This window comes from Pantoea phosphatilytica, assembly GCF_051025615.1.
In the GTDB taxonomy this organism is placed as follows: domain Bacteria; phylum Pseudomonadota; class Gammaproteobacteria; order Enterobacterales; family Enterobacteriaceae; genus Pantoea.
Window position 1 is genome coordinate 267,733 of sequence record NZ_JBPFDF010000001.1, and the last position, 22,913, is coordinate 290,645.

The window sequence follows — 22,913 nt, forward strand, 5'->3', positions numbered from 1 at the left end:
TCCCCGCTGACGAGCCGTTGCTGAACGGGTCAGGGAGTTGAGTATGCAAAGCAGAGCAGCCGCTCTGAACGGACGGGCGATCCTTGCCATAAGCCACAGTCTGTTCTGTGGAAAATGCATGAGTGAGATAGCAGGTGTTAACGGGTCGCGCTATCGGCAGGAAAAAGCGGATTTCCGGGCTGTTAATCGGTTTTCTGGAACGCTTGCCGGAAAGTATAGGTTGGCAGGAATATATGGCAAGGTGTTGAAGAGAAAAGAAAAAAAGCGAAGCGGCAAAAGAATTCCAGCAGGATGTAGTTATATCCAGCTTCTTTTTTCCCAAAAAGCGAAATAAACGCAGCGTGAACCGGCCGGCGGCTATTTTCAGCTTTGTTAACCTTTTCCTCTACATGCGGTCAGGTCAGACTTACCGGCTTTCGCTCTGCTGCTTCGCTTGCCTTTTGCACGGCTGACGCCAGAATTGATTTATTACTGGCCTGAATCGCCGGATTATCAGCAAGCCTGTGAAGAGGCGCTTACTACAGGATGTTTAGCAGACTATGTTCTCATTCGACTGGCACCGATTTTTACTGAATGATCAACCGGCCACCTTTTTATTTGAGGTGATGGCACGGGTCCTGATCGCTTATCTGGTCGTTTTTACCTTTCTGAAAGTGTCAGGCCGTCGCGGTGTGCGTCAGCTGTCGCTGTTTGAACTGGTCGTGATTCTGACGCTGGGTTCGGCATCCGGTGACGTGACGTTTTACGACGATGTGCCGGTGTTGCCGGTCATCATGGTGTTTGTGGTGCTGCTGGCGCTCTATCGGCTGACTACCTGGCTGACGGCACACAGCCCGCGCTTTTCCCGGCTTATTCAGGGCGACGTCATCACTCTGATTCAGGAAGGGGTCTATGTGCTGGAGAGTCTGGATCGGCTCAATATTTCTGAAGATGAGTTTTATATGGAATTGCGTCAGAGCGGCGTTGAGCATCTGGGTCAGATCCGGCTGGCGCTGGTGGAGGTCGATGGTCAGCTCAGCCTCTATTTCTATGACGACGATGAGATGCGCGCCGGGTTAAGTGTGCTGCCTCCTGCGCACCGGCAGGATTACAGCCGCGTGCCAGTCAGTGCGCTCTACGCCTGCACCCATTGCGGTCAGACCCGGATGATTGAGGCGCAGCAGCAGGCCGTCTGTCCACGCTGTCAGCGGCAGCGCTGGTCTGCGGCACTCACCGTGCGCCGTCTGCATTAAGGACCCGTCACTGACCGGTTCATCGCCGCTAAACCGGTCGCAGTCTGTTGCTGCTCCCCACATAACTTTGCCTGTTACTGACAGAAAACGAAAACCTTTCGGGCAGCATAACCGCACCGTTTCTGCTGAGGTGTGCTTATGAAAGCCAGGCTGGCCAGTGCATTACTGTTTTTATTTCTCTCCTGTGGCGCGTTTGCACAACAGGTGATTGGTGAAAGTCATCCGCACTCGCGCAGCGCGCGATGGCTGGAGCAGGGGAGTCAGGTGGATACGGCGGATTCGCCGGATGAACATCTGCTGGAAAGGCGGGAGTGGCGGAGCAGCCTGCAACGCAGGCCGTCCTGACCCCGGTTCCCGGCAGAGAGCTCTGCCGGGAACGCAGGGGCGGCGTTAATCCCTCCGGGCCGGTGACATTTATATCGTCGCCTGCGTGGCTGTCATGCCGGGAACCAGAATGATCTTACGGCACTCCTCTTCGCGTCTGGCGAAGATGTCATAGCCGCGTGCGGCATCTTCCAGCGGCAGATGGTGGGTGACAATCTCTTCCGGCGTCAGATGCCCCTCTTCGATCAGCTTCAGCAGATCAGGCAGATAGGCGTGAACATGCGTCTGTCCCATTTTAAAGGTCAGCCCTTTGTCGAAGGCATCACCAAACAGGAAGCCGTGAATAAATCCGGCGTAGACGCCCGGCACGCTGACGATACCGCCACGACGGACCGCGGCAATACACTGACGCAACGCTTTACCGCTGCTGCCCTCCAGTTTGAGATTGGTGAGCACCGTCTCCGTCATGCTGCCTTTCGCCTCGAAGCCGACGGCGTCGATCACCGCATCCACACCCCGGTTCCCGGTGCTGTGTTCGATAATCCAGCCAGCCGGATCGTCGATATCGTCGAAGTTAATCGGGATGACGCCGTAGCGTTCGCGGGCAAAGTTCAGACGATAGTTATTGTGGTCAATCATGAAGATCTGCTCGGCGCCCTGCTGACGGGCGCAAGCGGCACTCAGCAGCCCCACCGGCCCGGCCCCGAAAATCGCCAGGCTGGAGCCCGGTTTTACTTCGGCATTCTTCACAGCCTGCCAGGCCGTGGGCAGAATGTCGGACAGGAACAGTACCTTCTCATCTGACAGCACCGAGGGCACCTTAAACGGGCCGGTGTTGGCCTTCGGCACCCGCACATACTCCGCCTGGCCGCCGGGCACGCCGCCATAAAGCTTACTGAAGCCAAACAGCGCCGCAGGGGGCGTGATGTTTTTACGGTTCAGGATAGCGCCCCGGCCGCTGTTGGTATTTTCACAGGCAGCGTACTGGCTCAGCAGACAGAAAAAGCAGTCGCCACAGGCGATAACGAACGGGATCACCACCCGATCGCCTTTGGCGACGGCGGTCACGGCGCTGCCGGTCTCGACCACTTCCCCCATAAACTCATGACCAAAGATATCGCCATGCCCGGTTCCGGGGATCTTGCCACGGTAGAGGTGCAGATCGGAGCCGCAAATCGCGGTGGCCGTCACACGCAGAATGATGTCATCTGCGGCTTCCAGCCCCGGGTCCGGCACGTTGTCCACGCTGACTTTATGCGGACCGTGATAGGTTAATGCTTTCATCTGTTCATCTCCTGCTGATAGGGGAATGGCGGCCAGACCGGAGAGGCTGACAACCGGCGGGGAAGACTCAGGGAACCTGAAATCGAAACCTGCCTGAAGTGTAGTAACCCTTTGAGGAGTAAGCAGAGCGGCAGAGCAGACCGGGCGGTTTCAGCCGGGCTGGCAGGGCGGATGCAGCCGGGTGGAGGTCGCCGTCACGGTGCGGGCATCAGGCTGCCAGCGGATCAGGTCGGCCAGCGCCCGACGGTAGTCCGTATCGATCTGAGCCGGAACCTGTTCGATATAGTGATACGCGTGCGCCCGTGTCTCTCCCGTGAGCTGCTGCAGATAGCGGCGGGCCTCCTCCAGCGACGGGATCTGGCCTTCCACGCTACCCACACGGGCGGGCAGGCCGGTCCAGATCAGACCTTCAATGCCCTTTGCCTGAGCCCACACCGCCAGCGGCCCAGCGTCGCTATCGGTCACGGTCATCATGCCAATGCCGTCGACGCGGCGGTCCGGAATCGCCTCGCGAATGCGCAGGGCGCGGCAGGCGCTCTCCAGCGAGGCGGTATTCAGCCACGCCCAGAGCACCGGCACCGGACGGGCATTGAGGCAGATGGCTGTTGAGAGTTCGCCGCCGTCTGCGATGCGCACAAATTCAATCGGTACAGCAGGACCATCATGGTGCCACTGGCTGGCTACCGGCAGTGCGCCAGCTTTCCAGATTAGCGATCCCCATCCAAGGCAGGCAATTTTCATTCTCTTCTCCTGAGTACCGGTAAGCGTTATCGCGATACCGCCACTTAAAGCGTAGACCGTTGCGCTAATCCGTTACAGGGATCACCTTTCAGGGCGGTAATTCGTCAGCAAAGATGGCATGATCGCCGCGCAATGGCGTTGCACAACCTGACGGTTTTTTCAGCAATCTATGCGTGTTTGTCGGCATGGCTTGAACTTTTATCGTCAGGTAGTGTAAAAGGTGGCGCACGCAAACGATTACCTGTCCACGGGGCGGGTCAGCAGAATCGCTGATCCCTCCTGCGGCAGCTGAGGCGCAGGGCAGGGGAGAGGACCGGCCCGGCGGCTCAGGTTACTGGCGGCTTTTAACACGGAATATCTGATGAAAACCACGCAAACTGGCACGCTTGGCGCGCTTGAGAGGAACGTCGATACAGGATGGCGTAAAACCGACACCATGTGGATGCTGGGCCTCTATGGCACCGCGATAGGCGCGGGTGTGCTGTTCCTGCCCATCAATGCTGGCGTCGGCGGGCTGATCCCGTTGATTATCATGGCGATACTGGCCTTTCCGCTGACCTTTTACGCGCATCGCGCCCTGACACGGTTTGTGCTCTCCGGTAAAAACCCCGCTGGCGATATCACGGAGGTGGTCGAGGAGCATTTTGGCGTCGGCGCGGGCAAAGTCATTACGCTGCTCTACTTCTTTGCTATCTATCCGATCCTGCTGATGTACAGCGTGGCGATTACCAACACGGTGGAGAGCCTGATGGTCAATCAGCTCGGCCTGGTGCCACCGCCCCGCGCGCTGCTGTCGCTGCTGCTGATTGTCGGACTGATGACCATTGTGCGCTTCGGCGAAAAGATGATCGTCAAAGCGATGAGCGTGCTGGTTTATCCCTTCGTGGCGGTGCTGATGCTGATGGCCTGCTATCTGATCCCGCACTGGCACGGCGCTGCGTTCTCCACGCTGAGCGTTCAGCCTGCTGGCAGCAGCCTGTGGATGACGCTGTGGCTGGCGATCCCGGTGATGGTCTTTTCATTCAACCATTCGCCAATCATCTCCTCTTTTGCGCTGGCAAAGCGCGAAGAGTATGGCGACGCCGCTGAGAAAAAATGTTCGCGCATCCTGGCCTGCTCACACCTGATGATGGTGGTTACGGTGATGTTCTTTGTCTTCAGCTGCGTGCTGAGCCTGTCGCCGGAAGATCTGCATGCCGCCAAGGCGCAGAACATCACCATCCTCTCCTATCTGGCTAACCATTTTCAGGTGCCGATGATCGCCTGGCTTGGGCCGCTGATTGCTATCGTGGCGATCACCAAATCGTTCCTGGGTCACTATCTGGGCGCGCGCGAAGGGTTTAACGGCATAGTAAGTAAGGCGCTGCGCAGCCGGGGCAAAAGCCTTGCGCCCGCCCGGCTGAATCGCCTGACCTCTCTGTTTATGCTGCTGAGCACCTGGCTGGTAGCGACGCTGGACCCGAATATTCTCGGCATGATTGAGACGCTTGGCGGCCCGGTTATCGCCATGATCCTGTTCCTGATGCCGATGTACGCCATCCAGAAAGTCCCGGCGATGCGGCAGTACAGCGGCAGAATCAGCAACCTGTTTGTCGTGCTGGTTGGGCTGATAGCCATCTCCGCCATCTTCTATTCACTGGTGAAGTAACCCGAAAACAGGCACATCCCACCGCGCGGAGGTGTGCCTGCTGCCTTTCTCCCTTTTCCTGCCTGCAATCTGTCCCTTCACGACCATTATCACTGGCCGTGCACGCCTTTCAGACGCATCTGGTTAGCAATAGTTACATCTGTTACCGGTTCACATGGTAGAGTAAACGCGAATAGTTATTATTTCTTTAAAGGACAGGAGAAACATGAAACTCAGGATTGTTGCTGCCACCACACTTTTACTCTCTGCCGCCTGTGCCGCGACCACCTATCCGGTCACGGTGACCGACATGGATGGTCAGAAAATTACGCTGCAGAAAGAGCCGCAGCATGTGATTTTGCAGGATGGCCGCGACGTAATGGCGCTGGCGTTGCTGGATCGGCAGAACCCGTTTCAGCGGGTCGTGGCCTGGAACAACCTGCCGAAAAAGCAGGACACCCAGACCTGGGATCTGCTGAAGCAGCGCTGGCCACAGGCGACGTCGATTGTGGATATGGGCTTTAACGATCAGGGGCAGGTTAACCTGGAGAGCGTGCTGGCGAAGCAGCCCGATCTGATGATTGCCCAGCTGCGTGCAAAACCGGCGCTGGCCCAGTCGGGCGTCCTTGCCACCCTGAAAAATCTGCACATCCCGGTGCTGTTCCTGGATGATGAGCTGCACCCGAAAGAGAACACGCTGAAAAGTGTGAAAGTGCTGGGCACCGTGCTGAACCGCGAAACGGAGGCGAAAGAGTACGCCGATTTCTATCAGCAGCGCTGGGAGATGCTTCAGCGGAAGATTGCTCAGGTGCCGGAGAAGCCGACGGTCTTTATCGAACCGATCGCCGGTAACAGCGATAACTGCTGCTTTACCCACGGTCACAACGGCTGGGGTGCGCTGGTGGAAGCGGTTGGCGGAAAAAATATCGGCTCTTCGCTGCTGCCCGGCAGCTCAGGCTTTGTGTCGCTGGAGAAGATTATCGCCATGAAGCCGGATGTCTACATCATGACCGGATCGAAGCGCCCGAACAGCAACGTGCTGCCGTTTGGCTATGGCGCGAGTCAGACCGATGTGACCGCTACCTTCAACCGTCTGCAGAGCCGTACGGGTCTGGCGCAGATCGAACCGGTGAAACAGAAACGGGTTTATGGCGTTTACCACCATTTCTATAATCACCCTTACAACATCATCGGCATGGAGATCCTGGCAAAAGATCTCTACCCCGGGAGTTTCCGCGATCTCGATCCTGCAGCCGATTACCATCACATTGTGACGCGCTTTACCGGATTACCGGATGCCCCGGTGATCCTCAGCACGCCCTGAACGGAGCGCGCAGGGGCTGAGGCATTTCAGCGTGACCAGCCGGATGGAAGTTTCTCTGTCCGGCTGGCCCTGAGAGGCCTGGCTCTGTTAAGAAAGCGATAAGCAAGCGTAATTCTTTGTAAGTTAATGGTTTTTAAGACTATTGCCGATGTTTGCTGCCTCAGTGATTGCCATGATGCCGCTTAACGGTGCCTGAATCGCCGTGATTTCGGAGACAAGATCATGAAAAAAACAACGTTAACGCTTATCGCTTCACTTTTGACATGCAGCACACTCTTCTCGCAGGCCGCACAGGCGGATGACCACGATAACGGACACCGTATGCCGGTACCGCATCAGAACAGCGATCGCGGACCGGACAGTCGCGATCACACGCCGAATCGTGGCCGCGACAATCCGGGTCATGGCGACAGAAACCCGCATGATCAGGGCCGGGATCGCCATGAAGATCACAGCCGTCGCGACAGAGACGATGCGCGCGATCATTTCGCCTGGCAGGGGCACGACTTCCGTCGCGGCCATCCCATCCCGCCGGAATATCGCGGCGACCATTACCGGGTAGACAACTGGCATGAACGCGGTCTGCGTGAGCCGCCGCGCGGTTATCACTGGGCAGACATCGACGGCAACTATGTCTTAATTGCGGCCGCAACCGGTGTCATTACCGCCCTGGTGCTGAACAGTGCCATGAACTGATTCTTCCGGGATGGCATCGGTCATCCCGCTTTCTTTCCGTTTTACGGCCCCAGCGTCTATTCTGAGACTCCATGCTGAACATTCCCTGTGTAAGGAGTCATGATGACGACGGTTAAGATGGTGGCGGTAGATATGGACGGCACCTTTCTGGACGATAGCAAGCAGTATGACCGATCCCGTTTTCTCGCCTGCTATCAGCAACTCATCGCCCGTGACATCAGATTTGTGGTGGCCAGCGGCAATCAGTATTACCAGCTCAAATCGTTCTTCCCGGCGATCGCCAGCGAGATCGCCTTTGTCGCAGAGAACGGCGCCTGGATTATCGACCGTGATGAGGAGCTGTTTTGCGGTGCCTTTGAACGCCGCGATGTGGAAGCTGTGATCGCCACCCTGAAAAACGGGGACTATCCGGGCCTGCGCTACCTGCTGTGCGGCCGGGAAAGCGCTTACTACTTCGAGGGCATGGATGAGACGTGGCTGAAGAAAATGCGGCATTACTGCCACCGGCTGAAGCCGATTAACAGGCTGGATGACGTGCAGGATGACCGGCTGTTCAAGTTCGCGCTGAACCTCTCGGATGACTACATCGAACCCTTAATGGCGGATATTGAGCGGCTGCATCAGGGCCGCATAGCCGCGACCTCAAGCGGTCACGGTTCGGTGGATCTGATCGTGCCCGGAAACCATAAAGCGCACGGTCTGGACCTGCTGGCCCGGCGCTGGGGTATTTCGCACGATCAGGTGCTGGCGTTTGGTGACGGTGGCAACGATCTGGAGATGCTCAGACAGTCGGGCTTCAGTTTTGCGATGGCTAACGCGCCCGAGCGGGTGAAGCAGGCGGCGCGCTATGCGGCCCCCGCCAATAACGAGCAGGGCGTGCTGCAGGTGATTGAGCAGATGCTGGCTGGCAGCGGACCCTTTAGCGCCACATCGGCTTAGCAGAGCGGCGCGGCAAACCGCGCCACTCTGCAGCCGGAGATCGGCCTGACCAGCCGATCCCCGGCTATAGGGCGGGTTACTCTGTCACGGGCCAGGCCTGGGCGAGCATCTTCTGCATCTGCTCACGGCTGTAATCAATCAGTGAATTTTTACTGCTGGCGCGCGCCAGAATCCACTCCATCTCCGCATGGCTCAGCGACGGCCCATCCTGCCAGAAAGCCACGATCGCCTGCTGCTGCAGCCACTGCTTAAGGAACCGGGCCGGAGAATCTGTGGTTTCGTTAAAGAGCTCTGCATGCAGCTCGGCCATCAGCTGGCGCTGAAGCGGATGGCCGCTGTCGGCCAGCAGCTCCAGGAACGGAAAGAGCAGACGGCCGCACACTTCACCATGATGGAAGGGTTTAATCGCCCCCAGCTCACCGGCAATGCCGTGGATCACCCCCAGGCCGGCGCTGCTGAGGCTGACGCCGCCCAGCCAGGAGGCCATCATCATCGCGTCCCGTGCCCGATCGCCTGCGTCATCCTCCCGGTTCAGATCGGGCCAGGCCTGAATAAACTGACGCAGGCCGGTCAGGGCCAGCTGGCGAGTGAAGAGATTCCCCTTGCTGGAGAGATAAGCTTCAAACAGATGGGTAAAGGCGTCGATACCGCAGGTCGCCAGCACCCGATCCGGTGCGCCTTTCAGCAGGTCAGGGTCGAGAATCGCGACTTCCGGCACAAAGACCGGATGGCGCAGTGACGCTTTGATCTGAATATCACGCTGATCGGTCACCACCGCATTCTGGGTGACTTCACTCCCGGTTCCGGCGGTGGTCGGAATGGCGATCAGCGGCAGGGTGATGGGCTGAACCGCCGTGTCACCCACTTTTTCCAGATAGCGGGCGACAGGCAACGGATGCTGCACCATCGCGCTGAAAGCTTTCGCCGCATCCAGCACGCTCCCTCCGCCAATCGCGACCACCCGATCGACATGGCCGCGCCAGCGCGCCACCCAGCCATCAATGTCGGCGGGAGAGGCTTCATGGCTGACGATCTCGTAACCGATGATGTGATCGTTGAGTCCGGCTTTCAGCCTGGCGTAGGCCGGGCCCTGCAGAAAAGAGTGCCCGCAAAACAGCAGCGTAGGCTGCGGACGGGCGGCCAGCAGCGGCACCAGTTTATTCAGGCTCCCGCGGCCAAAGAGGGTTCGTTGATTACTGTACAGCTCACTCAGGTTCTCACTCACCAGCGCATCCTTTGTCTGTTTCGCTAAAATCTGAGTGTAACGAAAAGCGCCGGGCGGGCATTGGCAAACTTTCTGATAACGTACCGGCAAAAAGTTGATCACCTTCGCAAAACAGAAATTCACCCCGGCGGAGTGGTGCTTTCATGCGGATGTTACCCTTAACATGTTATCGGTAACAGCGTTTGTCGGAATGTGTAAACCTTTTACAGACGCTCTGTTTTGTCGCCTTCAGGGGCTCACGATAATAAACGACACCGGATGCTGTCCGGTGCGCAAGGTGGAGAAAAGCTATGCCATTACTCTATGTGGCGATCGGCGTCGCGCTACTGCTGCTGCTGATGATTCGCTTTAAGCTCAATGGATTTATCGCGCTGATTCTGGTGGCGCTGGCGGTCGGTGTGATGCAGGGCATGCCGGTTAATAAAGTCATCACCTCAATCAAAGCGGGCGTCGGCGGCACGCTGGGCAGCCTGGCGCTGATCATGGGTTTTGGTGCCATGCTCGGGAAACTGCTGGCCGACTGCGGCGGTGCGCAGCGTATTGCGACCACTCTGATTGAAAAATTCGGTACGAAGCATATCCAGTGGGCGCTGGTGCTGACCGGCTTTATCGTCGGGTTCGCGCTGTTCTATGAAGTCGGTTTTGTGCTGATGCTGCCGCTGGTGTTCAGCGTGGCGGCCTCGGCGCGCGTGCCGCTGCTCTACGTTGGGGTGCCGATGGCGGCGGCTCTCTCCGTGACGCACGGCTTCCTGCCGCCACATCCGGGTCCGACCGCGATTGCGACGCTGTTCAACGCCGACATGGGTAAAACGCTGCTGTTCGGCACGCTGCTCGGGATCCCGACGGTGATTCTGGCCGGGCCGGTCTACGCCCGTTTCCTGAAAAACATCGACAAGCCGATTCCTCAGGGCCTCTATAACCCGAAAACCTTTACCGAAGCGGAAATGCCCGGCTTTGGTGTCAGCGTCTGGACGGCGCTGGTTCCGGTGGTGCTGATGGCGCTGCGTGCGGTGGCGGAGATGCTGTTACCTAAGGGCCACGCGCTGCTGCCTTACGCCGAGTTCTTTGGTGACCCGGTGATGGCTACGCTGATTGCCGTGCTGATTGCGATTTTCACTTTTGGCCTCAACCGTGGCCGCACGATGGAACAGGTTATGGATACCCTGACCGACTCCATCAAAATCATCGCCATGATGCTGTTGATCATCGGCGGTGGCGGGGCCTTTAAACAGGTTCTGGTCGACAGCGGCGTGGATAAATATATCGCCAGCATGATGCACTCGACCCAGCTTTCGCCGATCTTTATGGCCTGGTCGATTGCTGCGGTGCTGCGTATCGCACTCGGCTCGGCGACGGTCGCGGCGATCACCGCGGGCGGGATTGTGGCGCCGCTGATTGTCACCAGCGGTGCCAGCCCGGAACTGATGGTGATCGCGGTGGGTTCCGGCAGCGTAATCTTCTCTCACGTTAATGACCCGGGCTTCTGGCTGTTCAAGGAGTACTTTAATCTGACAATTGGCGAAACCATTCGCTCCTGGTCGGCGCTGGAAACCATCATCTCGGTGTGTGGACTGGTGGGCTGCCTGCTGCTCTCCTGGATGATCTAATCGCGGCCTGTCTGCACACGGGCGGGAGAGTGGCCTTTCCGGCCGGGATAAGAATGACCCGACAACGATCGCAGAGCAGGGCACTGACCTGAAACGGGCCGCAACGTGCGGCCCGACATCTTTATCAGCCTGAATCAGGCGTCTCAGTAAGACGGTCCGAAACCGGCTTTCACCATCTCTTCCCGCAGTGCGCGTGCAATCTCGCGGTTGCCACCGGTGACCGGGTAGATAACGTTGTTCACCACATCATCAAGGTAATGCTCGTCAAATTCCTGCATCGTGAGCTGAGTGCCGCCTTCATCGTTGATGGCGAATGAACCTTTGATGTGATTACCGCTGTTTTTTGCCTTGAGGCTGTAGCGGCCCATGCTGGTATTAATCGTGCTCATAAGATCTCCTCGCAACTCATTTCAATCTGATCACTATTGAGGGCTGCCTTGCCGCCTAAATTTTAGCCAGGAGTCACCTGATTAACGAAAAAAGCGTGCCACTAAAAAGCGGTGTTGCGATCCTAATCTCAGAACTGGAATAAAAGCAAAAGTTGCTGAACTTATGAACAGTCGGCCTCTAAGTGAAGCGGCATAACAATTTTTTCTGTCTATACTGCTTACAGGAAAAGTGTTTAACCGATGAGGGGCAAAGGAAATGAAAATTATTCTGTGGATTATCGCAATCATCTTTATCGTAGGCTTGCTGACCCTGACAGGGGTATTCAAACTGATTTTCTGATGGCAGATGGCCGGAACAGCAGCAGCGGGCACCTAATCAGGTGCCCGCAATGTTTTCTGGCTGGCCAGGAGGCACTGGCTGATTGGGTCCATCGGCGTATTGGGTAGCAGATCCTTCAAGCCCAGCGGCTTGTGGCAGCTTGCGCAACAGGCGCCATGAAAATTGCGCTGAGCTTCGCTGAAATCCGTGAAAACAAACCGGGCACTTCCACACTGCGTGCAGCGTATCTTCATTACCATTCTGTTTTACCCTCCTTTTTAATGCGCGTTTCTGCTGCGCGTCCCTGACCGGTTAAGCAGGCGTTATCTATTACCGGACAATATTATTTCGTGCTGCGACCAGAAACGTAATTTTTTCCAGACTGCAATGTTTGCTGTCAAATGCGAATTTGATGCTTAAAATAGTTTTCTTTGATATTGATCAACGCTTACTCATTGATGGATAAAATATCCGCGAATAGCGCGCCAGCACTGGCGTAAATGACGCAACTGGTTCATTTCTGGCCGGGCAGAAGCCGATTTGCGCTGAGATAAATCGGAGGGAGATGGCTGCTTTTTGATCTTTCGTGCTATGCCATACGTTTAACGTGGAAAAAATGGGCCTGCGTCAGGAAAAAGAGGCGCGCATTAACGGTAAAAAACAGCCTGCTGAGGTTCATCAGTGCCGCTAACCACAAAAATTCCTCCGAATAAGAATTTTCTTTTTAACATGCACTCCCCTTCACGCTGAAAACGGAAAAGCGCCGCCTTTCCAGCAGGTTAGCCAACAGAACGGTTAACATCTCATCTTCCTCTTCTGGAGGGTTATGCAAGTCTAAAAGCAGGAAAGTGTGATGTGTGCACAGAAAGTCGATATTTATCACTTTTTCATCAAATCGTACTGGACAAATCCCTCCGCAATTGCTGTACTAGACCCCGACACAGTTTAGTGTCCATTTTTCATGTAAAGGTAATATAGATGTCTAAGATCAAAGGTAACGTTAAGTGGTTTAATGAATCTAAAGGATTCGGTTTCATTACTCCTGAAGATGGCAGCAAAGATGTATTCGTACACTTCTCTGCAATCCAGAGCAACGGCTTCAAAACTCTGGCTGAAGGTCAGCGCGTTGAGTTTGAAATCACCGACGGCGCGAAAGGCCCATCTGCTGCTAACGTTATCAGTCTGTAAGTTAACAGTCAGAATTCTAAAAACCCGCCTGATGGCGGGTTTTTTTATGGCTGCCATCCGCGCTTCTCCTCCCCACCTCTCACGCCCGCATCGCTACCACGCCGCACAAACTGCGTGACGCCTCACAATAAATCCTCATAACATATTTATAACAACCTGAAGTGCAGCTTTTTGGCGGGCAACGCTATATAACTGTGCGACAGAACCCGGTGTGAGGAGGCAGGATGAAGATACGACAGGCAGAGTTGAAAGACAGTTTTGCGCTGAGCGCCTTGCTGAGCGAGTTAGGTTATGGGAAAACAGAGGGCTTCATTGAACAGCGCCTGGCGCAATTGTGCAGCGATCCCAGCGAAGCCCTGCTGGTGGCAGAGCATGGCAGCCAGGTGCTTGGCTTTCTCTCCCTGCATTTCATCCCTCAGCTGGCACTGGCCGGTGATTTCGCCCGCATCAGCTATTTCTGCATCGCCGAGGGGGAACGCAGCAAAGGCGTTGGTCAGCAGCTGATTCAGCACGCCGAAACGCTGGCGGCGCAGCGTGGCTGCGATCGTATGGAAGTCCACTGTCATCAGTCGCGTCTCAAAGCCAACCAGTTTTACGCCCGCGAAGGCTACAGTGAGTCTCCCTGTTATCTGATCAAAGCGCTGTAAGCGGGGAGGGGGCACAGACGCGTAGCCCCGGTTTCTCTGTCTGCGCTGAAGGCCGAAGCTGCCGCCGGGTCGCCTCTCAGCCGTTTATGCTTTCCGCAGGGCGCTCAGCCAGCAGAAACCCTCAGCGGCGTTCTGCGGCACGCTTCATTTCCGGCGCTGTCTGTAACTGCCGCCGGGGGATTGGCCCTTCACAGGTCGTCACGGCAGCAGAGCGGTCACAGGCGAGCGGCTGCCGTAGCCGGAGACAGCGTGGAACAGACGGAATGCTGGCTGCGGTAAGCCATTCCCTTTCATCAGAACGGGGTAACAGGAGAAGAGAACAATGAAAGTCGCACTGGGGCAGTTTGCGGTGAGCCGTGAATGGCAGGAGAACGCCACAACCTGTCTGGATTTCATGCAGCGCGCGGCAGAGGCTGATGTTGATCTGCTGGTGCTGCCCGAAGCGGTACTGGCGCGCGATAACAGCGATCCCGATTTTGTGATTCAGGCGGCGCAGCCGCTGGAGGGTCCTTTTCTGAGCCGGTTGCTCGCCGCCAGCCAGCACAGCGCGCTGACTACCATTATGAGCGTGCATGTCCCCACCGGTCAGCAAAAAGTGCTTAACGTACTGGTGGCTATCCGCAACGGAGAAGTCATCGCCGCCTATGAAAAGCTCCATCTTTACGACGCCTTTGCGATGCAGGAGTCCCGGCGCGTCAATCCGGGCCATGCCGTGCCGCCGCTGATTGAGGTGGCAGGGATGAAGGTCGGTTTAATGACCTGCTATGACGTGCGCTTCCCGGAGCTGGCACGGCGGCTGGCGCTGGATGGCGCAGAGGTGCTGGTGCTGCCGGCCGCCTGGGTTAAAGGTCCGCTGAAAGAGATGCACTGGGAGCTGCTGACCCGCGCCCGTGCGCTGGAGAACACCTGCTATATGGTGGCGGTGGGTGAATGTGGCCCACGCAATATCGGCAACAGTCTGGTTGTCGATCCGCTGGGCGTGGCAATAGCGAATGCGGCTGAGTCGCCTGCGCTGCTGTTTGCCGACATCGATCCGGAACGCATTGCCTATGCGCGTCAGGTGTTACCGGTGCTGGAGAACCGGCGCTTTGCGCGTCCTGAACTCAACGGATCGCTATAAAGCCTGCCAGGCGCAGAAACAGGTGGTACACTCTCCACGCCGGACGCCGTTAGTGCGTTCGTCTGAAAGGGGGGCCGTGTCCCGGTCAGTCTGAGACTCCCCGGTCCGGCGCTGGCGATCTTACTCTGTTACAGATTGCAGTTGTCGACACTGGCAAACTGCGCGTAAATAACAGTCACCGTGATTCAATAAAGTTAAAAGGTTAAATATGGAAGGTATCAGTATTGCCAAGCTGCTGATTATCGGTGCGCTTATCGTACTGCTTTTCGGTACTAACAAGCTGCGCTCGCTGGGCGGCGATCTGGGCTCTGCCATCAAGGGCTTCAAAAAAGCCATGAAAGATGAAGACACCAGCGCAACCCGGACAACAGCCGAAGATGTGCCGGCAGAACGCGTCGTTCATAAAGATTAATCGGTTATTGGCTGCAAATAACTGTTACTTTTTATTTCGCGTACACAAAAAAACCAGACCGCAAAGTCTGGTTTTTTGTTTTCTGGCGTCTGAAAGGGCGCTTATTTCACTTCTTCGCCTTTCGCCTGCATGTCAGCATGATAAGAGGAGCGGACAAACGGCCCGCATGCCGCATGGGTAAAGCCCATCGCCATCGCCTCTTCTTTCATTTCATCGAATTCAGCCGGGCTGACATAACGCTGAACCGGCAGATGATGACGGCTGGGCTGCAGATACTGTCCCAGCGTCAGCATGGTGACGCCATGACGACGCAGATCGCGCATCACTTCAATGATTTCGGCGTTGGTTTCGCCCAGACCCACCATGAGACCCGATTTGGTCGGGACATCCGGATGCGCTTCTTTGAAACGCTCAAGCAGCTTCAGTGACCACTCGTAGTTGGCACCCGGACGCACCTGACGATAAACACGCGGAACGTTTTCCAGATTGTGGTTAAACACATCCGGTGGCGTTGCGGTGAGAATCTCCAGCGCACGATCCATACGGCCACGGAAGTCCGGCACCAGCGTTTCAATTTTAATCGTGGGGTTTTTTTCCCGGATGGCGCTGATACAGTCGGCAAAGTGCTGCGCACCGCCGTCTCGCAGGTCATCGCGGTCAACCGAAGTGATCACCACGTAACGCAGGCCCATATCGGCAATGGTCTGCGCCAGTTTCGCGGGTTCATTGGCATCCGGTGCATTAGGGCGACCGTGGGCCACATCGCAGAACGGGCAGCGGCGGGTACAGATCGCGCCGAGGATCATAAACGTGGCGGTGCCGTGGTTGAAACATTCTGCAAGGTTCGGGCAGGAGGCCTCTTCACAGACTGAGTGCAGCCCGTTTTTACGCATCGCGGCCTTGATGCCCTGAATACGACTGGAGTCAGCCGGCAGCTTGATTTTCATCCATTCCGGCTTACGCAACATCTCCTGCCGTTCAACAGCCACGGTTTTCACCGGGATCAGCGCCATTTTGTCTGCGTCACGATATTTGACGCCGCGTTCCATCTGAATTGGTTTACTCATAAATCAGCGGGTTCCGGTCGGATTGCGATTTGAAAGCTTTCCCACTCAAACCGGGAAGGGGGCTTTCAACTTTATTTGAAAAAAGTGCAAAAATTATATCATCTCATCGTCTGCGAAGCAGCCACAGTCAGCGCAGATAAGTTACATATTTGTAAATCCGCACGCTGCGTTAAGGCTCAACAGGCAGATCGCCAGCTACCCATTCAACATTTTCATAACCTGCCAGCCGCGCAAAGGCGCTGACCAGCGGTGCCTGAACCTGAGCTGTGGTCACCTCAGGCTGAAAATGTTTAAGCTGGGTCATGCTCATTCCGGCATAGCCGCAGGGATTAATGCGCAGGAAGGGCGTGAGATCCATTGCCACATTGAGCGCCAGACCGTGAAACGAACAGCCTTTACGGATACGCAAGCCCAGAGAACAGATCTTCTCGTCGCCGACATAGACACCTGGCGCATCGGCACGCGCCCGGGCGCTGACGCCAAAATCGGCCAGAGTGGCGATGACCGTCTCTTCCAGAATGGTCACCAGCTGACGCACGCCGAGCTTACGGCGTTTCACGTCGATCAGCACGTACATCACCTGCTGGCCCGGGCCGTGATAGGTGACCTGGCCGCCACGGTCACTCTGCACCACCGGAATGTCGCCCGGCATCAGCAAGTGCTCTGCTTTTCCCGCCTGGCCCTGGGTAAAGACCGGAGGGTGTTCGACCAGCCAGATTTCATCGCGACTGTGTTCGTCGCGCTGGTCCGTGTAGGCATGCATGGCGTCGGAAGCTGATTGCCAGTCGCACAGACCTGACTGGCGGACGAGAAGAGTTTCAGATGACAAAACAGGAGTCCGTTAAAGGGGATACGTTGAAGAAAATGTCGGCAAAGCGTCAGGCAGAGGCGTCTTGCCGACCCGCTAATTACAGAACCATCCGCACAATTTCGATTTTGCCCAGCTCTTCATACAGGCGTTCAACCTGTTCGATATGGGTGGCGGTGATAGTGATGTTAACGGAGTGATAGTTGCCTTTGCTGCTCGGCTTAACTTCAGGGCTGTAGTCGCCGGGCGCATGACGTTGCACCACTTCAACCACTTGATCAACCAGCTCCGGTTGCGCCAGACCCATCACTTTATAGGTAAAGGGGGTAGGAAATTCGAGCAGTTCATTCAGTTTGGTTTTCATATTTACTCCGGTGCATAAAAAACAGGCTCCCGCCTGAGCGGGAGCATCATAATATCTGGTAATGGGGGCGAAGGGGTGATTTTTCAATCACCCGCCACGCTTAACCGAACCAGTGATGGAACATCAGCTTGATGTAATCCACGATACGGCCAAAGAAGCCCCCTTCCGAAACTTCGTTCAGCACCACCAGCGGACGCTGTTCGATAGTCTTGCCATCCAGCTGGAAGTTGATGCTGCCGACGACCTGATTTTTCTTCAGCGGTGCATGCAGCTCCGTGTTGGTCAGCACATAGCTGGCTTTCAGATCTTTCATCCGGCCACGCGGAATGGTCAGGTAAGCATCTTTCTCCACACCCAGCTGCACACGGTCGTTATCGCCGAACCAGACCGGCTCAGAGGCAAACTCTTTGCCCGCTTTCAGTGGCGCAACGGTTTCGAAGAAGCGGAAGCCCCAGGTAAGCAGTTTCTTACTCTCGGTTTCACGACCTTTAAAGGTATGGCCGCCCATCACGGCAGAAATCAGGCGCATCTGGCCTTCGGTCGCCGACGCCACCAGGTTATAGCCTGCGGAGTTGGTGTGACCGGTTTTAATGCCATCTACGTTCAGACTGGTGTCCCACAGCAGACCATTACGGTTCATCTGACGGATGTTGTTGAAGGTAAATTCCTTCTCTTTGTAGATGGCGTACTCATCCGGCACGTCGCGGATCAGCGCCTGACCAATCAGCGCCATGTCGCGCGCGGAGCTGTACTGACCTTCAGCGTCCAGACCGTGTACGGTGCCGAAGTGGGTATTCTGCAGGCCAATTGCTTTAACGTAGTTGTTCATCAGGTTAACGAACGCATCCTGACTGCCGGCGACATAGTCCGCCATGGCAACACAGGCGTCGTTGCCAGACTGCAGCACGATCCCACGGGTCAGCTGAGAGACCGGTACGCGGTCGCCAGGCTTCAGGAACATCAGCGAGGAGCCCTTGAATACCGGGTTACCGGTCGCCCAGGCATCCGGGCCCACGGTGACCATATCGTCCTGATGAATTTTGCCCGCTTTCACGGCCTGGCCAATGACATAGCTGGTCATCATCTTGGTCAGACTGGCAGGATCGCGGCGCGCATCGGCATTTTTCTCAGCCAGCACTTTGCCCGAGTTGTAGTCGATAAGGACATACGCTTCGGCATCAATGTCCGGCACGCCCGGAATCATGGTCTTGAGATTGACGTCATCAGCAATAGCAGCATGGCTGAGAGAGAAGGCGATCAGTGATCCCACTGTCAGGCGTTTCAGCAAACGAGATGATTTCAGCGTGTTCATGTGTAGGACTACAACATCCGTGAGTTTAAGGTTAAAAATGTCACTCATCATACCCAATGCCAGTTCATCTGGCACCGGGCGTGATGATTGGGTTGTTAGCAGACGTAACGTGCAGCGGTCTGATTAACGATTCAGCGACGCGTATTGGTAATAAATGAGGCGGTCTGCCCCTCACTGCTCAGGCGCTGTTGCAGGGCTGCCGCTTCAGCGCGGGAAGCATAGCCGCCAAGCTGGACGCGATAGACATTGTTGCCTGCCTCTTCGACCTTGCCGGGCACGCCGTAACGCTGGCTCAGGCTTTTCATCATCTGACGCGCGCGGGCCGGATCGTTCAGCGCACCCACCTGAACCACATAACCTGCGGCTTCACCGCTGCTGGCGGCGGGCGCACTGCTGGCAGCGGGGGCCGCCGCCGGTGCGGCAACGGCGGCAGGGGCCGCAGCAGGCGGTTCACTGCCTTCCAGCACGCCATTCGCTAAGGGCTGAGGGGCGCCAAGGAAGCCGCTGCTCTGAACCGGCGCACCCATGTTGTCGCTGCTCTGCAGGGTACTGTTGCTGATGGCATCGACATTCTGCGCCGGCGGTTCGGCGTTAGCGGCGCTGCCGCCGTTCATCACGTTACCACCGCTCAGATCGGGACGCGCCGGCAGCGAGTAGCTCTGTCTGGCGACCACGGTGCCGATGGTGCCGGGGCCAGAAAGCGTGCCGTCCGGCGCGACGCTGATATAGTCGACCCGCACGCGCGAATTGTTGGAAATGTTCAGACGATCACCCGCCGCCCGCGACAGGTCGATAATGCGGCCCGGCGTGTAGGGGCCACGATCGTTGACGCGCACCACAATCTGACGACCGTTTGCCATGTTCGTGACCCGCACATAACTCGGCAGCGGCAGAGTAGGATGGGCGGCGGTCAGCGCATCGGGATCGTAGGCTTCGCCGGTGGCGGTGCGGCTGCCCTGCGCCTCTTCACCGTACCAGGCGGCGATGCCGATTTCGCTGTAGTTCGACGGATCCTTGATGATGCGGTAATTTTTGCCGTTTACGCTGTAATCCTGGCTGGTACCCGGATTGATCGGCTCATAACGTGGCTCAACGCCTGGGATCTCCACGACCGGCCCATTGTAAGCCGGTTGCGGCGGCGCCGTATTTTGGGGTTCCGGCGTGGTACAGGCCGCCAGAACCAGTGATGCCAGTGCAACGCCAAGCCATTCCTTACGCATCTGCAGCCTCTTAGACACTTTTAGATAACATTTTTCGGTGAGTGTGGATCGACATCACAATGCCGAATCCCGCCATAAGCACGATCAGCGCGGAGCCGCCATAACTGACCAGCGGCAGCGGTACGCCAACCACCGGTAAGATACCACTAACCATGCCGATGTTAACGAAAACATAAACGAATAAAATCAGCATTAAACCCCCGGCCATGACCCGGCCAAAGGTGGTCTGCGCCCGGGCCGCCACCACCAGTCCGCGCATAATCAGCAGCAGATAAAGCAGCAGCAGCAGCAGGACGCCCACCAGACCTAACTCTTCGGCCAGAACCGCAAAGATAAAGTCGGTGTGACGTTCCGGTAAAAACTCCAGCTGAGACTGGGTGCCCTGCAGCCAGCCTTTGCCGCGCAGCCCGCCCGAGCCGATGGCAATTTTCGACTGGATAATGTGATACCCGGCGCCCAGCGGGTCGGTTTCCGGATCGAGCAGCATCATCACGCGGTCGCGCTGATAATCGTGCATCAGGAAGAACCACAGGATCGGGATAAAGGCCGCAACCAGCAGCACCGCTACGCCGATCAGTTTCCAGCTCATGCCGGAGAGGAAGAGCACAAACAGACCGGAGGCGGCCACCAGAATCGAGGTGCCGAGATCGGGCTGAGCGGCGACCAGCAGGGTAGGGACAAAGATCAGCAGCAACGCAATGCCGGTGTTTTTCAGCGTCGGCGGGCAGACGTCACGGTTAATAAAGCGCGCCACCATCAGCGGCACTGCTATCTTGGCGATTTCCGAGGGCTGGAAGCGGACAAAGCCGAGATCCAGCCAGCGTTGTGCGCCTTTACTGATCTGCCCGAAGGCATCAACCGCCACCAGCAGAATGACGCAGACAATATAGAGATAGGGCGCCCAGCCTTCATAGACGCGCGGTGGCACCTGCGCCAGCACAATCATGATCACCAGACCCATCGCAATCTGGCCCAGCTTACGCTCCATCATGCCAGGGTCCTGACCACTGGCACTCCAGATCACCACGGCGCTGTAGGTCAGCAGGCCGAGAATGATCAGCATAAACAGCGGATCGATATGGATGCGCATCCAGATCGATCGTTTCTGCGGACTATCTTGCATCGACATGTTTATTCACCTTCATAACCGGGCGGCACAGGTGCTGCGTCCGGCAGGACTGTATTGTTATCACCCAGCATGATGTGATCCAGAATCTGGCGCATCACGGTGCCGACAGCCGGACCGGCGCCACCGTTTTCCAGAATAATGGTCACGGCGACCCGAGGCTTATCAAAGGGGGCAAACGCGGTCATCAGTTTATGGTCGCGTAATCGTTCAGCAATTCTGTGCGCGTTATAGGTTTCGTTCTCTTTCAGGCCAAAGACCTGCGCCGTACCGGACTTGGCGGCGATTTTATAGGGCGCATCAGCAAAACTCTTGTGCGCGGTTCCGTTGGGCCGGTTCGCCACGCCATACATGCCATCTTTGGCGATCTCCCAGAAGCCGGAGTGGATATCGCCGATTGGCGCTTCCGGCGGCTGGCGATAGGGCACCAGGGTGCGCCCTTCGCGGGTCGCCCGCAGCATGTGCGGCACTTTGACCACGCCGTCGTTGATCAGAATCATCATCGCTTTATTCATTTGCAGCGGGGTAGCTGTCCAGTAACCCTGACCGATCCCCACCGGAATGGTATCACCCTGATACCACGGCTTTTTAAAGCGTCTCATCTTCCAGTCGCGTGTCGGCATGTTACCGGCGCTCTCCTGCGGCAGGTCGATGCCGGTGCGGCTGCCGTAGCCGAATTTATTCATCCACTCCGACAGGCGGTCGATACCCATGTCATAGGCGACCTGATAGAAGAAGGTATCGGCGGACTCTTCGAGCGCCTTGGTGACGTTCAGACGGCCGTGGCCCCATTTCTTCCAGTCGCGGAACCGTTTTTCGGAGCCGGGTAACTGCCACCAGCCGGGATCGAACAGGCTGGTATTGCGGTTAATGACGCCTGCACTCATGGCGGAGACGGCCACATAAGGTTTCACCGTCGAGGCAGGCGGGTAGGCGGCCTGAATCGCACGGTTATAGAGCGGACGGTTTTCATCTTCCAGCAGGCCGCGGTAATCCTTACTGGAGATGCCATCAACAAACAAGTTGGCATCGTAGCTGGGCGTGGAAACCATCGCGAGGATTTCACCGGTGCGCGGATCGCTGACGACCACAGCCGCGCGACTGCCCGCCAGCAGCGTCTCGATATACTGCTGCAGTTTCAGGTCGATAGTCAGATAGATGTCGCGGCCAGCCTGCGGCGACTCCTCGTGCAGCTGACGGATCACCCGACCCCGGTTGTTGACCTCTACCTCTTCAAAGCCGGTTTTGCCGTGCAGCAAATCCTCATAATAAGCTTCGATCCCGAGCTTGCCGATATCGTGGGTATCGGCATAGTTGGCCATCTTGCCCTCTTTGTCGAGGCGGGCCACGTCGCGGTCGTTAATCTTGGAGACGTAGCCGACAACGTGGGTCAGTGTAGCGCCATAAGGGTAGTAGCGGCGCTGATAGCCTCTGACTTCGACGCCGGGAAAGCGGTACTGATTAACCGCAAAGCGCGCCACCTGAACCTCATTCAGACCCGTCTTGATCGGGATCGAGGTGAAGCGCGGCGCACGCTTGCGCTCTTTCTGGAAATTCTCGAGGTCATCATCCGTCAGCTCGAGAATCGGCCGCAGATTTTCCAGCGTCTCCTGCAGGTTATCGACTTTTTGCGGAACCAGCTCGGCCCGATAGATGGTGCGGTTCAGCGCCAGCGGCGTGCCGGTGCGATCGTAGATAATGCCGCGACTGGGCGCGACAGGTACCAGTTTGATGCGGTTCTGGTTGGAGCGGGTGCTGTAATCATCAAAGCGAAGGATCTGCAGATGGTAAAGGTTAACCACCAGGATTGAAGAGAGCAGTAAGATGCCGACGAAGGCGATAAACGCCCGACGGACAAAGAGTTTCTGTTCGGCGCTGTAATCGCGAAAGGCGTTGCTTTGTAATTTCATCCGCTACTTGTCATGTCTGAAGTGGGCTGATC

Annotated in this window: 24 protein-coding genes; 13 read left to right on the plus strand and 11 right to left on the minus strand. The window is 56.8% G+C overall.

The window, feature by feature from the left end:
• The first annotated feature begins 118 nt into the window (after window positions 1-118).
• The 3 genes from ACR6AS_RS01495 (at window position 119) to ACR6AS_RS01505 (ending at window position 1,577) form a co-directional block, all read left to right on the plus strand.
• A complete protein-coding gene (locus ACR6AS_RS01495; RefSeq protein ID WP_434160919.1) occupies window positions 119-334 on the plus strand; it encodes a hypothetical protein in 216 nt (71 codons plus the stop codon).
• Window positions 335-539: 205 nt separating this feature from the next.
• Entirely contained in the window at window positions 540-1,232 is a 693-nt protein-coding gene (locus tag ACR6AS_RS01500) for a DUF421 domain-containing protein (protein WP_111139007.1), read from the plus strand.
• A gap of 138 nt (window positions 1,233-1,370) precedes the next feature.
• Window positions 1,371-1,577 carry a hypothetical protein gene (locus ACR6AS_RS01505; RefSeq protein WP_111139008.1) on the plus strand — a complete coding sequence of 69 codons (207 nt, stop codon included), beginning with the start codon at window positions 1,371-1,373 and terminating at the stop codon, window positions 1,575-1,577.
• Window positions 1,578-1,646: 69 nt separating this feature from the next.
• On the opposite strand, the gene ACR6AS_RS01510 is transcribed toward ACR6AS_RS01505, so the two are convergent.
• Entirely contained in the window at window positions 1,647-2,840 is a 1,194-nt protein-coding gene (locus ACR6AS_RS01510; protein ID WP_111139009.1) for a zinc-dependent alcohol dehydrogenase, read from the minus strand.
• A gap of 150 nt (window positions 2,841-2,990) precedes the next feature.
• The gene (locus ACR6AS_RS01515; RefSeq protein WP_293773607.1) at window positions 2,991-3,581 is read right to left on the minus strand and encodes a hypothetical protein; all 591 of its coding nucleotides are present in this window, start codon (window positions 3,579-3,581) and stop codon (window positions 2,991-2,993) included.
• A 361-nt stretch (window positions 3,582-3,942) separates the two neighbouring features.
• Here ACR6AS_RS01515 and ACR6AS_RS01520 point away from each other — a divergent pair, with 361 nt between their 5' ends.
• The 4 genes from ACR6AS_RS01520 (at window position 3,943) to ACR6AS_RS01535 (ending at window position 8,167) form a co-directional block, all read left to right on the plus strand.
• The gene (locus ACR6AS_RS01520; protein WP_434160922.1) at window positions 3,943-5,229 is read left to right on the plus strand and encodes an HAAAP family serine/threonine permease; all 1,287 of its coding nucleotides are present in this window, start codon (window positions 3,943-3,945) and stop codon (window positions 5,227-5,229) included.
• A 205-nt stretch (window positions 5,230-5,434) separates the two neighbouring features.
• Window positions 5,435-6,532, plus strand: coding sequence for an ABC transporter substrate-binding protein (locus tag ACR6AS_RS01525; protein ID WP_367396155.1), 1,098 nt, complete (start codon window positions 5,435-5,437; stop codon window positions 6,530-6,532).
• Window positions 6,533-6,754: 222 nt separating this feature from the next.
• Window positions 6,755-7,228 carry an RcnB family protein gene (locus ACR6AS_RS01530; protein ID WP_111139013.1) on the plus strand — a complete coding sequence of 158 codons (474 nt, stop codon included), beginning with the start codon at window positions 6,755-6,757 and terminating at the stop codon, window positions 7,226-7,228.
• Between the two features lie 102 nt (window positions 7,229-7,330).
• Entirely contained in the window at window positions 7,331-8,167 is an 837-nt protein-coding gene (locus tag ACR6AS_RS01535) for a Cof-type HAD-IIB family hydrolase (protein ID WP_293774043.1), read from the plus strand.
• A 76-nt stretch (window positions 8,168-8,243) separates the two neighbouring features.
• Here ACR6AS_RS01535 and ACR6AS_RS01540 read toward each other — a convergent pair whose 3' ends face one another.
• Window positions 8,244-9,392 (minus strand): iron-containing alcohol dehydrogenase, encoded by a 1,149-nt coding sequence (locus ACR6AS_RS01540; RefSeq protein ID WP_418797173.1) that lies wholly within the window; start codon window positions 9,390-9,392, stop codon window positions 8,244-8,246.
• Window positions 9,393-9,682: 290 nt separating this feature from the next.
• Here ACR6AS_RS01540 and gntT point away from each other — a divergent pair, with 290 nt between their 5' ends.
• The gene (gene gntT, locus ACR6AS_RS01545) at window positions 9,683-10,999 is read left to right on the plus strand and encodes a gluconate transporter (protein WP_111139015.1); all 1,317 of its coding nucleotides are present in this window, start codon (window positions 9,683-9,685) and stop codon (window positions 10,997-10,999) included.
• A 143-nt stretch (window positions 11,000-11,142) separates the two neighbouring features.
• Here gntT and ACR6AS_RS01550 read toward each other — a convergent pair whose 3' ends face one another.
• Window positions 11,143-11,388: a hypothetical protein gene (locus ACR6AS_RS01550; RefSeq protein WP_111139016.1), complete on the minus strand. Its 246-nt coding sequence runs from the start codon at window positions 11,386-11,388 to the stop codon at window positions 11,143-11,145.
• A gap of 256 nt (window positions 11,389-11,644) precedes the next feature.
• Here ACR6AS_RS01550 and ACR6AS_RS20520 point away from each other — a divergent pair, with 256 nt between their 5' ends.
• The 5 genes from ACR6AS_RS20520 (at window position 11,645) to tatE (ending at window position 15,074) form a co-directional block, all read left to right on the plus strand.
• On the plus strand, window positions 11,645-11,728 hold the full coding sequence (locus ACR6AS_RS20520) for a small membrane protein YohP (RefSeq protein ID WP_019105993.1): 84 nt from the start codon (window positions 11,645-11,647) through the stop codon (window positions 11,726-11,728).
• A gap of 957 nt (window positions 11,729-12,685) precedes the next feature.
• Entirely contained in the window at window positions 12,686-12,895 is a 210-nt protein-coding gene (gene cspE / locus ACR6AS_RS01555) for a transcription antiterminator/RNA stability regulator CspE (RefSeq protein WP_006118399.1), read from the plus strand.
• A gap of 224 nt (window positions 12,896-13,119) precedes the next feature.
• Complete coding sequence (locus tag ACR6AS_RS01560) at window positions 13,120-13,542, plus strand: GNAT family N-acetyltransferase (protein WP_111139019.1); 423 nt, start codon at window positions 13,120-13,122, stop codon at window positions 13,540-13,542.
• Between the two features lie 322 nt (window positions 13,543-13,864).
• Complete coding sequence (locus tag ACR6AS_RS01565) at window positions 13,865-14,662, plus strand: deaminated glutathione amidase (protein ID WP_111139020.1); 798 nt, start codon at window positions 13,865-13,867, stop codon at window positions 14,660-14,662.
• Window positions 14,663-14,870: 208 nt separating this feature from the next.
• Complete coding sequence (gene tatE, locus ACR6AS_RS01570) at window positions 14,871-15,074, plus strand: twin-arginine translocase subunit TatE (protein ID WP_003854033.1); 204 nt, start codon at window positions 14,871-14,873, stop codon at window positions 15,072-15,074.
• Between the two features lie 101 nt (window positions 15,075-15,175).
• On the opposite strand, the gene lipA is transcribed toward tatE, so the two are convergent.
• The 7 genes from lipA to mrdA all read right to left on the minus strand — a co-directional run bounded on the left by lipA (window position 15,176) and on the right by mrdA (window position 22,881).
• Window positions 15,176-16,141: a lipoyl synthase gene (lipA, locus tag ACR6AS_RS01575; protein WP_111139021.1), complete on the minus strand. Its 966-nt coding sequence runs from the start codon at window positions 16,139-16,141 to the stop codon at window positions 15,176-15,178.
• Between the two features lie 169 nt (window positions 16,142-16,310).
• Window positions 16,311-16,970 (minus strand): lipoyl(octanoyl) transferase LipB, encoded by a 660-nt coding sequence (gene lipB, locus ACR6AS_RS01580; protein ID WP_111139022.1) that lies wholly within the window; start codon window positions 16,968-16,970, stop codon window positions 16,311-16,313.
• Between the two features lie 79 nt (window positions 16,971-17,049).
• Entirely contained in the window at window positions 17,050-17,313 is a 264-nt protein-coding gene (gene ybeD, locus ACR6AS_RS01585) for a DUF493 family protein YbeD (RefSeq protein ID WP_031377758.1), read from the minus strand.
• Between the two features lie 100 nt (window positions 17,314-17,413).
• Window positions 17,414-18,625: a D-alanyl-D-alanine carboxypeptidase DacA gene (gene dacA / locus ACR6AS_RS01590; protein ID WP_111139023.1), complete on the minus strand. Its 1,212-nt coding sequence runs from the start codon at window positions 18,623-18,625 to the stop codon at window positions 17,414-17,416.
• Window positions 18,626-18,756: 131 nt separating this feature from the next.
• Window positions 18,757-19,845 (minus strand): endolytic peptidoglycan transglycosylase RlpA, encoded by a 1,089-nt coding sequence (rlpA, locus tag ACR6AS_RS01595; RefSeq protein WP_434160926.1) that lies wholly within the window; start codon window positions 19,843-19,845, stop codon window positions 18,757-18,759.
• A 10-nt stretch (window positions 19,846-19,855) separates the two neighbouring features.
• Window positions 19,856-20,968: a peptidoglycan glycosyltransferase MrdB gene (gene mrdB, locus ACR6AS_RS01600; protein WP_111139041.1), complete on the minus strand. Its 1,113-nt coding sequence runs from the start codon at window positions 20,966-20,968 to the stop codon at window positions 19,856-19,858.
• A gap of 8 nt (window positions 20,969-20,976) precedes the next feature.
• Entirely contained in the window at window positions 20,977-22,881 is a 1,905-nt protein-coding gene (gene mrdA, locus ACR6AS_RS01605; RefSeq protein WP_111139025.1) for a peptidoglycan DD-transpeptidase MrdA, read from the minus strand.
• Between the last annotated feature and the right edge of the window lie 32 nt (window positions 22,882-22,913).

Bases quoted from the DNA above. Each gene is read 5' to 3' on its own strand.
- ACR6AS_RS01495 (WP_434160919.1), top strand. From the start codon at position 119: ATGAGTGAGATAGCAGGTGTTAACGGGTCGCGCTATCGGCAGGAAAAA.
- ACR6AS_RS01500 (WP_111139007.1), top strand. From the start codon at position 540: ATGTTCTCATTCGACTGGCACCGATTTTTACTGAATGATCAACCGGCC.
- ACR6AS_RS01505 (WP_111139008.1), top strand. From the start codon at position 1,371: ATGAAAGCCAGGCTGGCCAGTGCATTACTGTTTTTATTTCTCTCCTGT.
- ACR6AS_RS01510 (WP_111139009.1), bottom strand. From the start codon at position 2,840: ATGAAAGCATTAACCTATCACGGTCCGCATAAAGTCAGCGTGGACAAC.
- ACR6AS_RS01515 (WP_293773607.1), bottom strand. From the start codon at position 3,581: ATGAAAATTGCCTGCCTTGGATGGGGATCGCTAATCTGGAAAGCTGGC.
- ACR6AS_RS01520 (WP_434160922.1), top strand. From the start codon at position 3,943: ATGAAAACCACGCAAACTGGCACGCTTGGCGCGCTTGAGAGGAACGTC.
- ACR6AS_RS01525 (WP_367396155.1), top strand. From the start codon at position 5,435: ATGAAACTCAGGATTGTTGCTGCCACCACACTTTTACTCTCTGCCGCC.
- ACR6AS_RS01530 (WP_111139013.1), top strand. From the start codon at position 6,755: ATGAAAAAAACAACGTTAACGCTTATCGCTTCACTTTTGACATGCAGC.
- ACR6AS_RS01535 (WP_293774043.1), top strand. From the start codon at position 7,331: ATGACGACGGTTAAGATGGTGGCGGTAGATATGGACGGCACCTTTCTG.
- gntT (WP_111139015.1), top strand. From the start codon at position 9,683: ATGCCATTACTCTATGTGGCGATCGGCGTCGCGCTACTGCTGCTGCTG.
- ACR6AS_RS01550 (WP_111139016.1), bottom strand. From the start codon at position 11,388: ATGAGCACGATTAATACCAGCATGGGCCGCTACAGCCTCAAGGCAAAA.
- ACR6AS_RS20520 (WP_019105993.1), top strand. From the start codon at position 11,645: ATGAAAATTATTCTGTGGATTATCGCAATCATCTTTATCGTAGGCTTG.
- cspE (WP_006118399.1), top strand. From the start codon at position 12,686: ATGTCTAAGATCAAAGGTAACGTTAAGTGGTTTAATGAATCTAAAGGA.
- ACR6AS_RS01560 (WP_111139019.1), top strand. From the start codon at position 13,120: ATGAAGATACGACAGGCAGAGTTGAAAGACAGTTTTGCGCTGAGCGCC.
- ACR6AS_RS01565 (WP_111139020.1), top strand. From the start codon at position 13,865: ATGAAAGTCGCACTGGGGCAGTTTGCGGTGAGCCGTGAATGGCAGGAG.
- tatE (WP_003854033.1), top strand. From the start codon at position 14,871: ATGGAAGGTATCAGTATTGCCAAGCTGCTGATTATCGGTGCGCTTATC.
- lipA (WP_111139021.1), bottom strand. From the start codon at position 16,141: ATGAGTAAACCAATTCAGATGGAACGCGGCGTCAAATATCGTGACGCA.
- ybeD (WP_031377758.1), bottom strand. From the start codon at position 17,313: ATGAAAACCAAACTGAATGAACTGCTCGAATTTCCTACCCCCTTTACC.
- dacA (WP_111139023.1), bottom strand. From the start codon at position 18,625: ATGAACACGCTGAAATCATCTCGTTTGCTGAAACGCCTGACAGTGGGA.
- rlpA (WP_434160926.1), bottom strand. From the start codon at position 19,845: ATGCGTAAGGAATGGCTTGGCGTTGCACTGGCATCACTGGTTCTGGCG.
- mrdB (WP_111139041.1), bottom strand. From the start codon at position 20,968: ATGCAAGATAGTCCGCAGAAACGATCGATCTGGATGCGCATCCATATC.
- mrdA (WP_111139025.1), bottom strand. From the start codon at position 22,881: ATGAAATTACAAAGCAACGCCTTTCGCGATTACAGCGCCGAACAGAAA.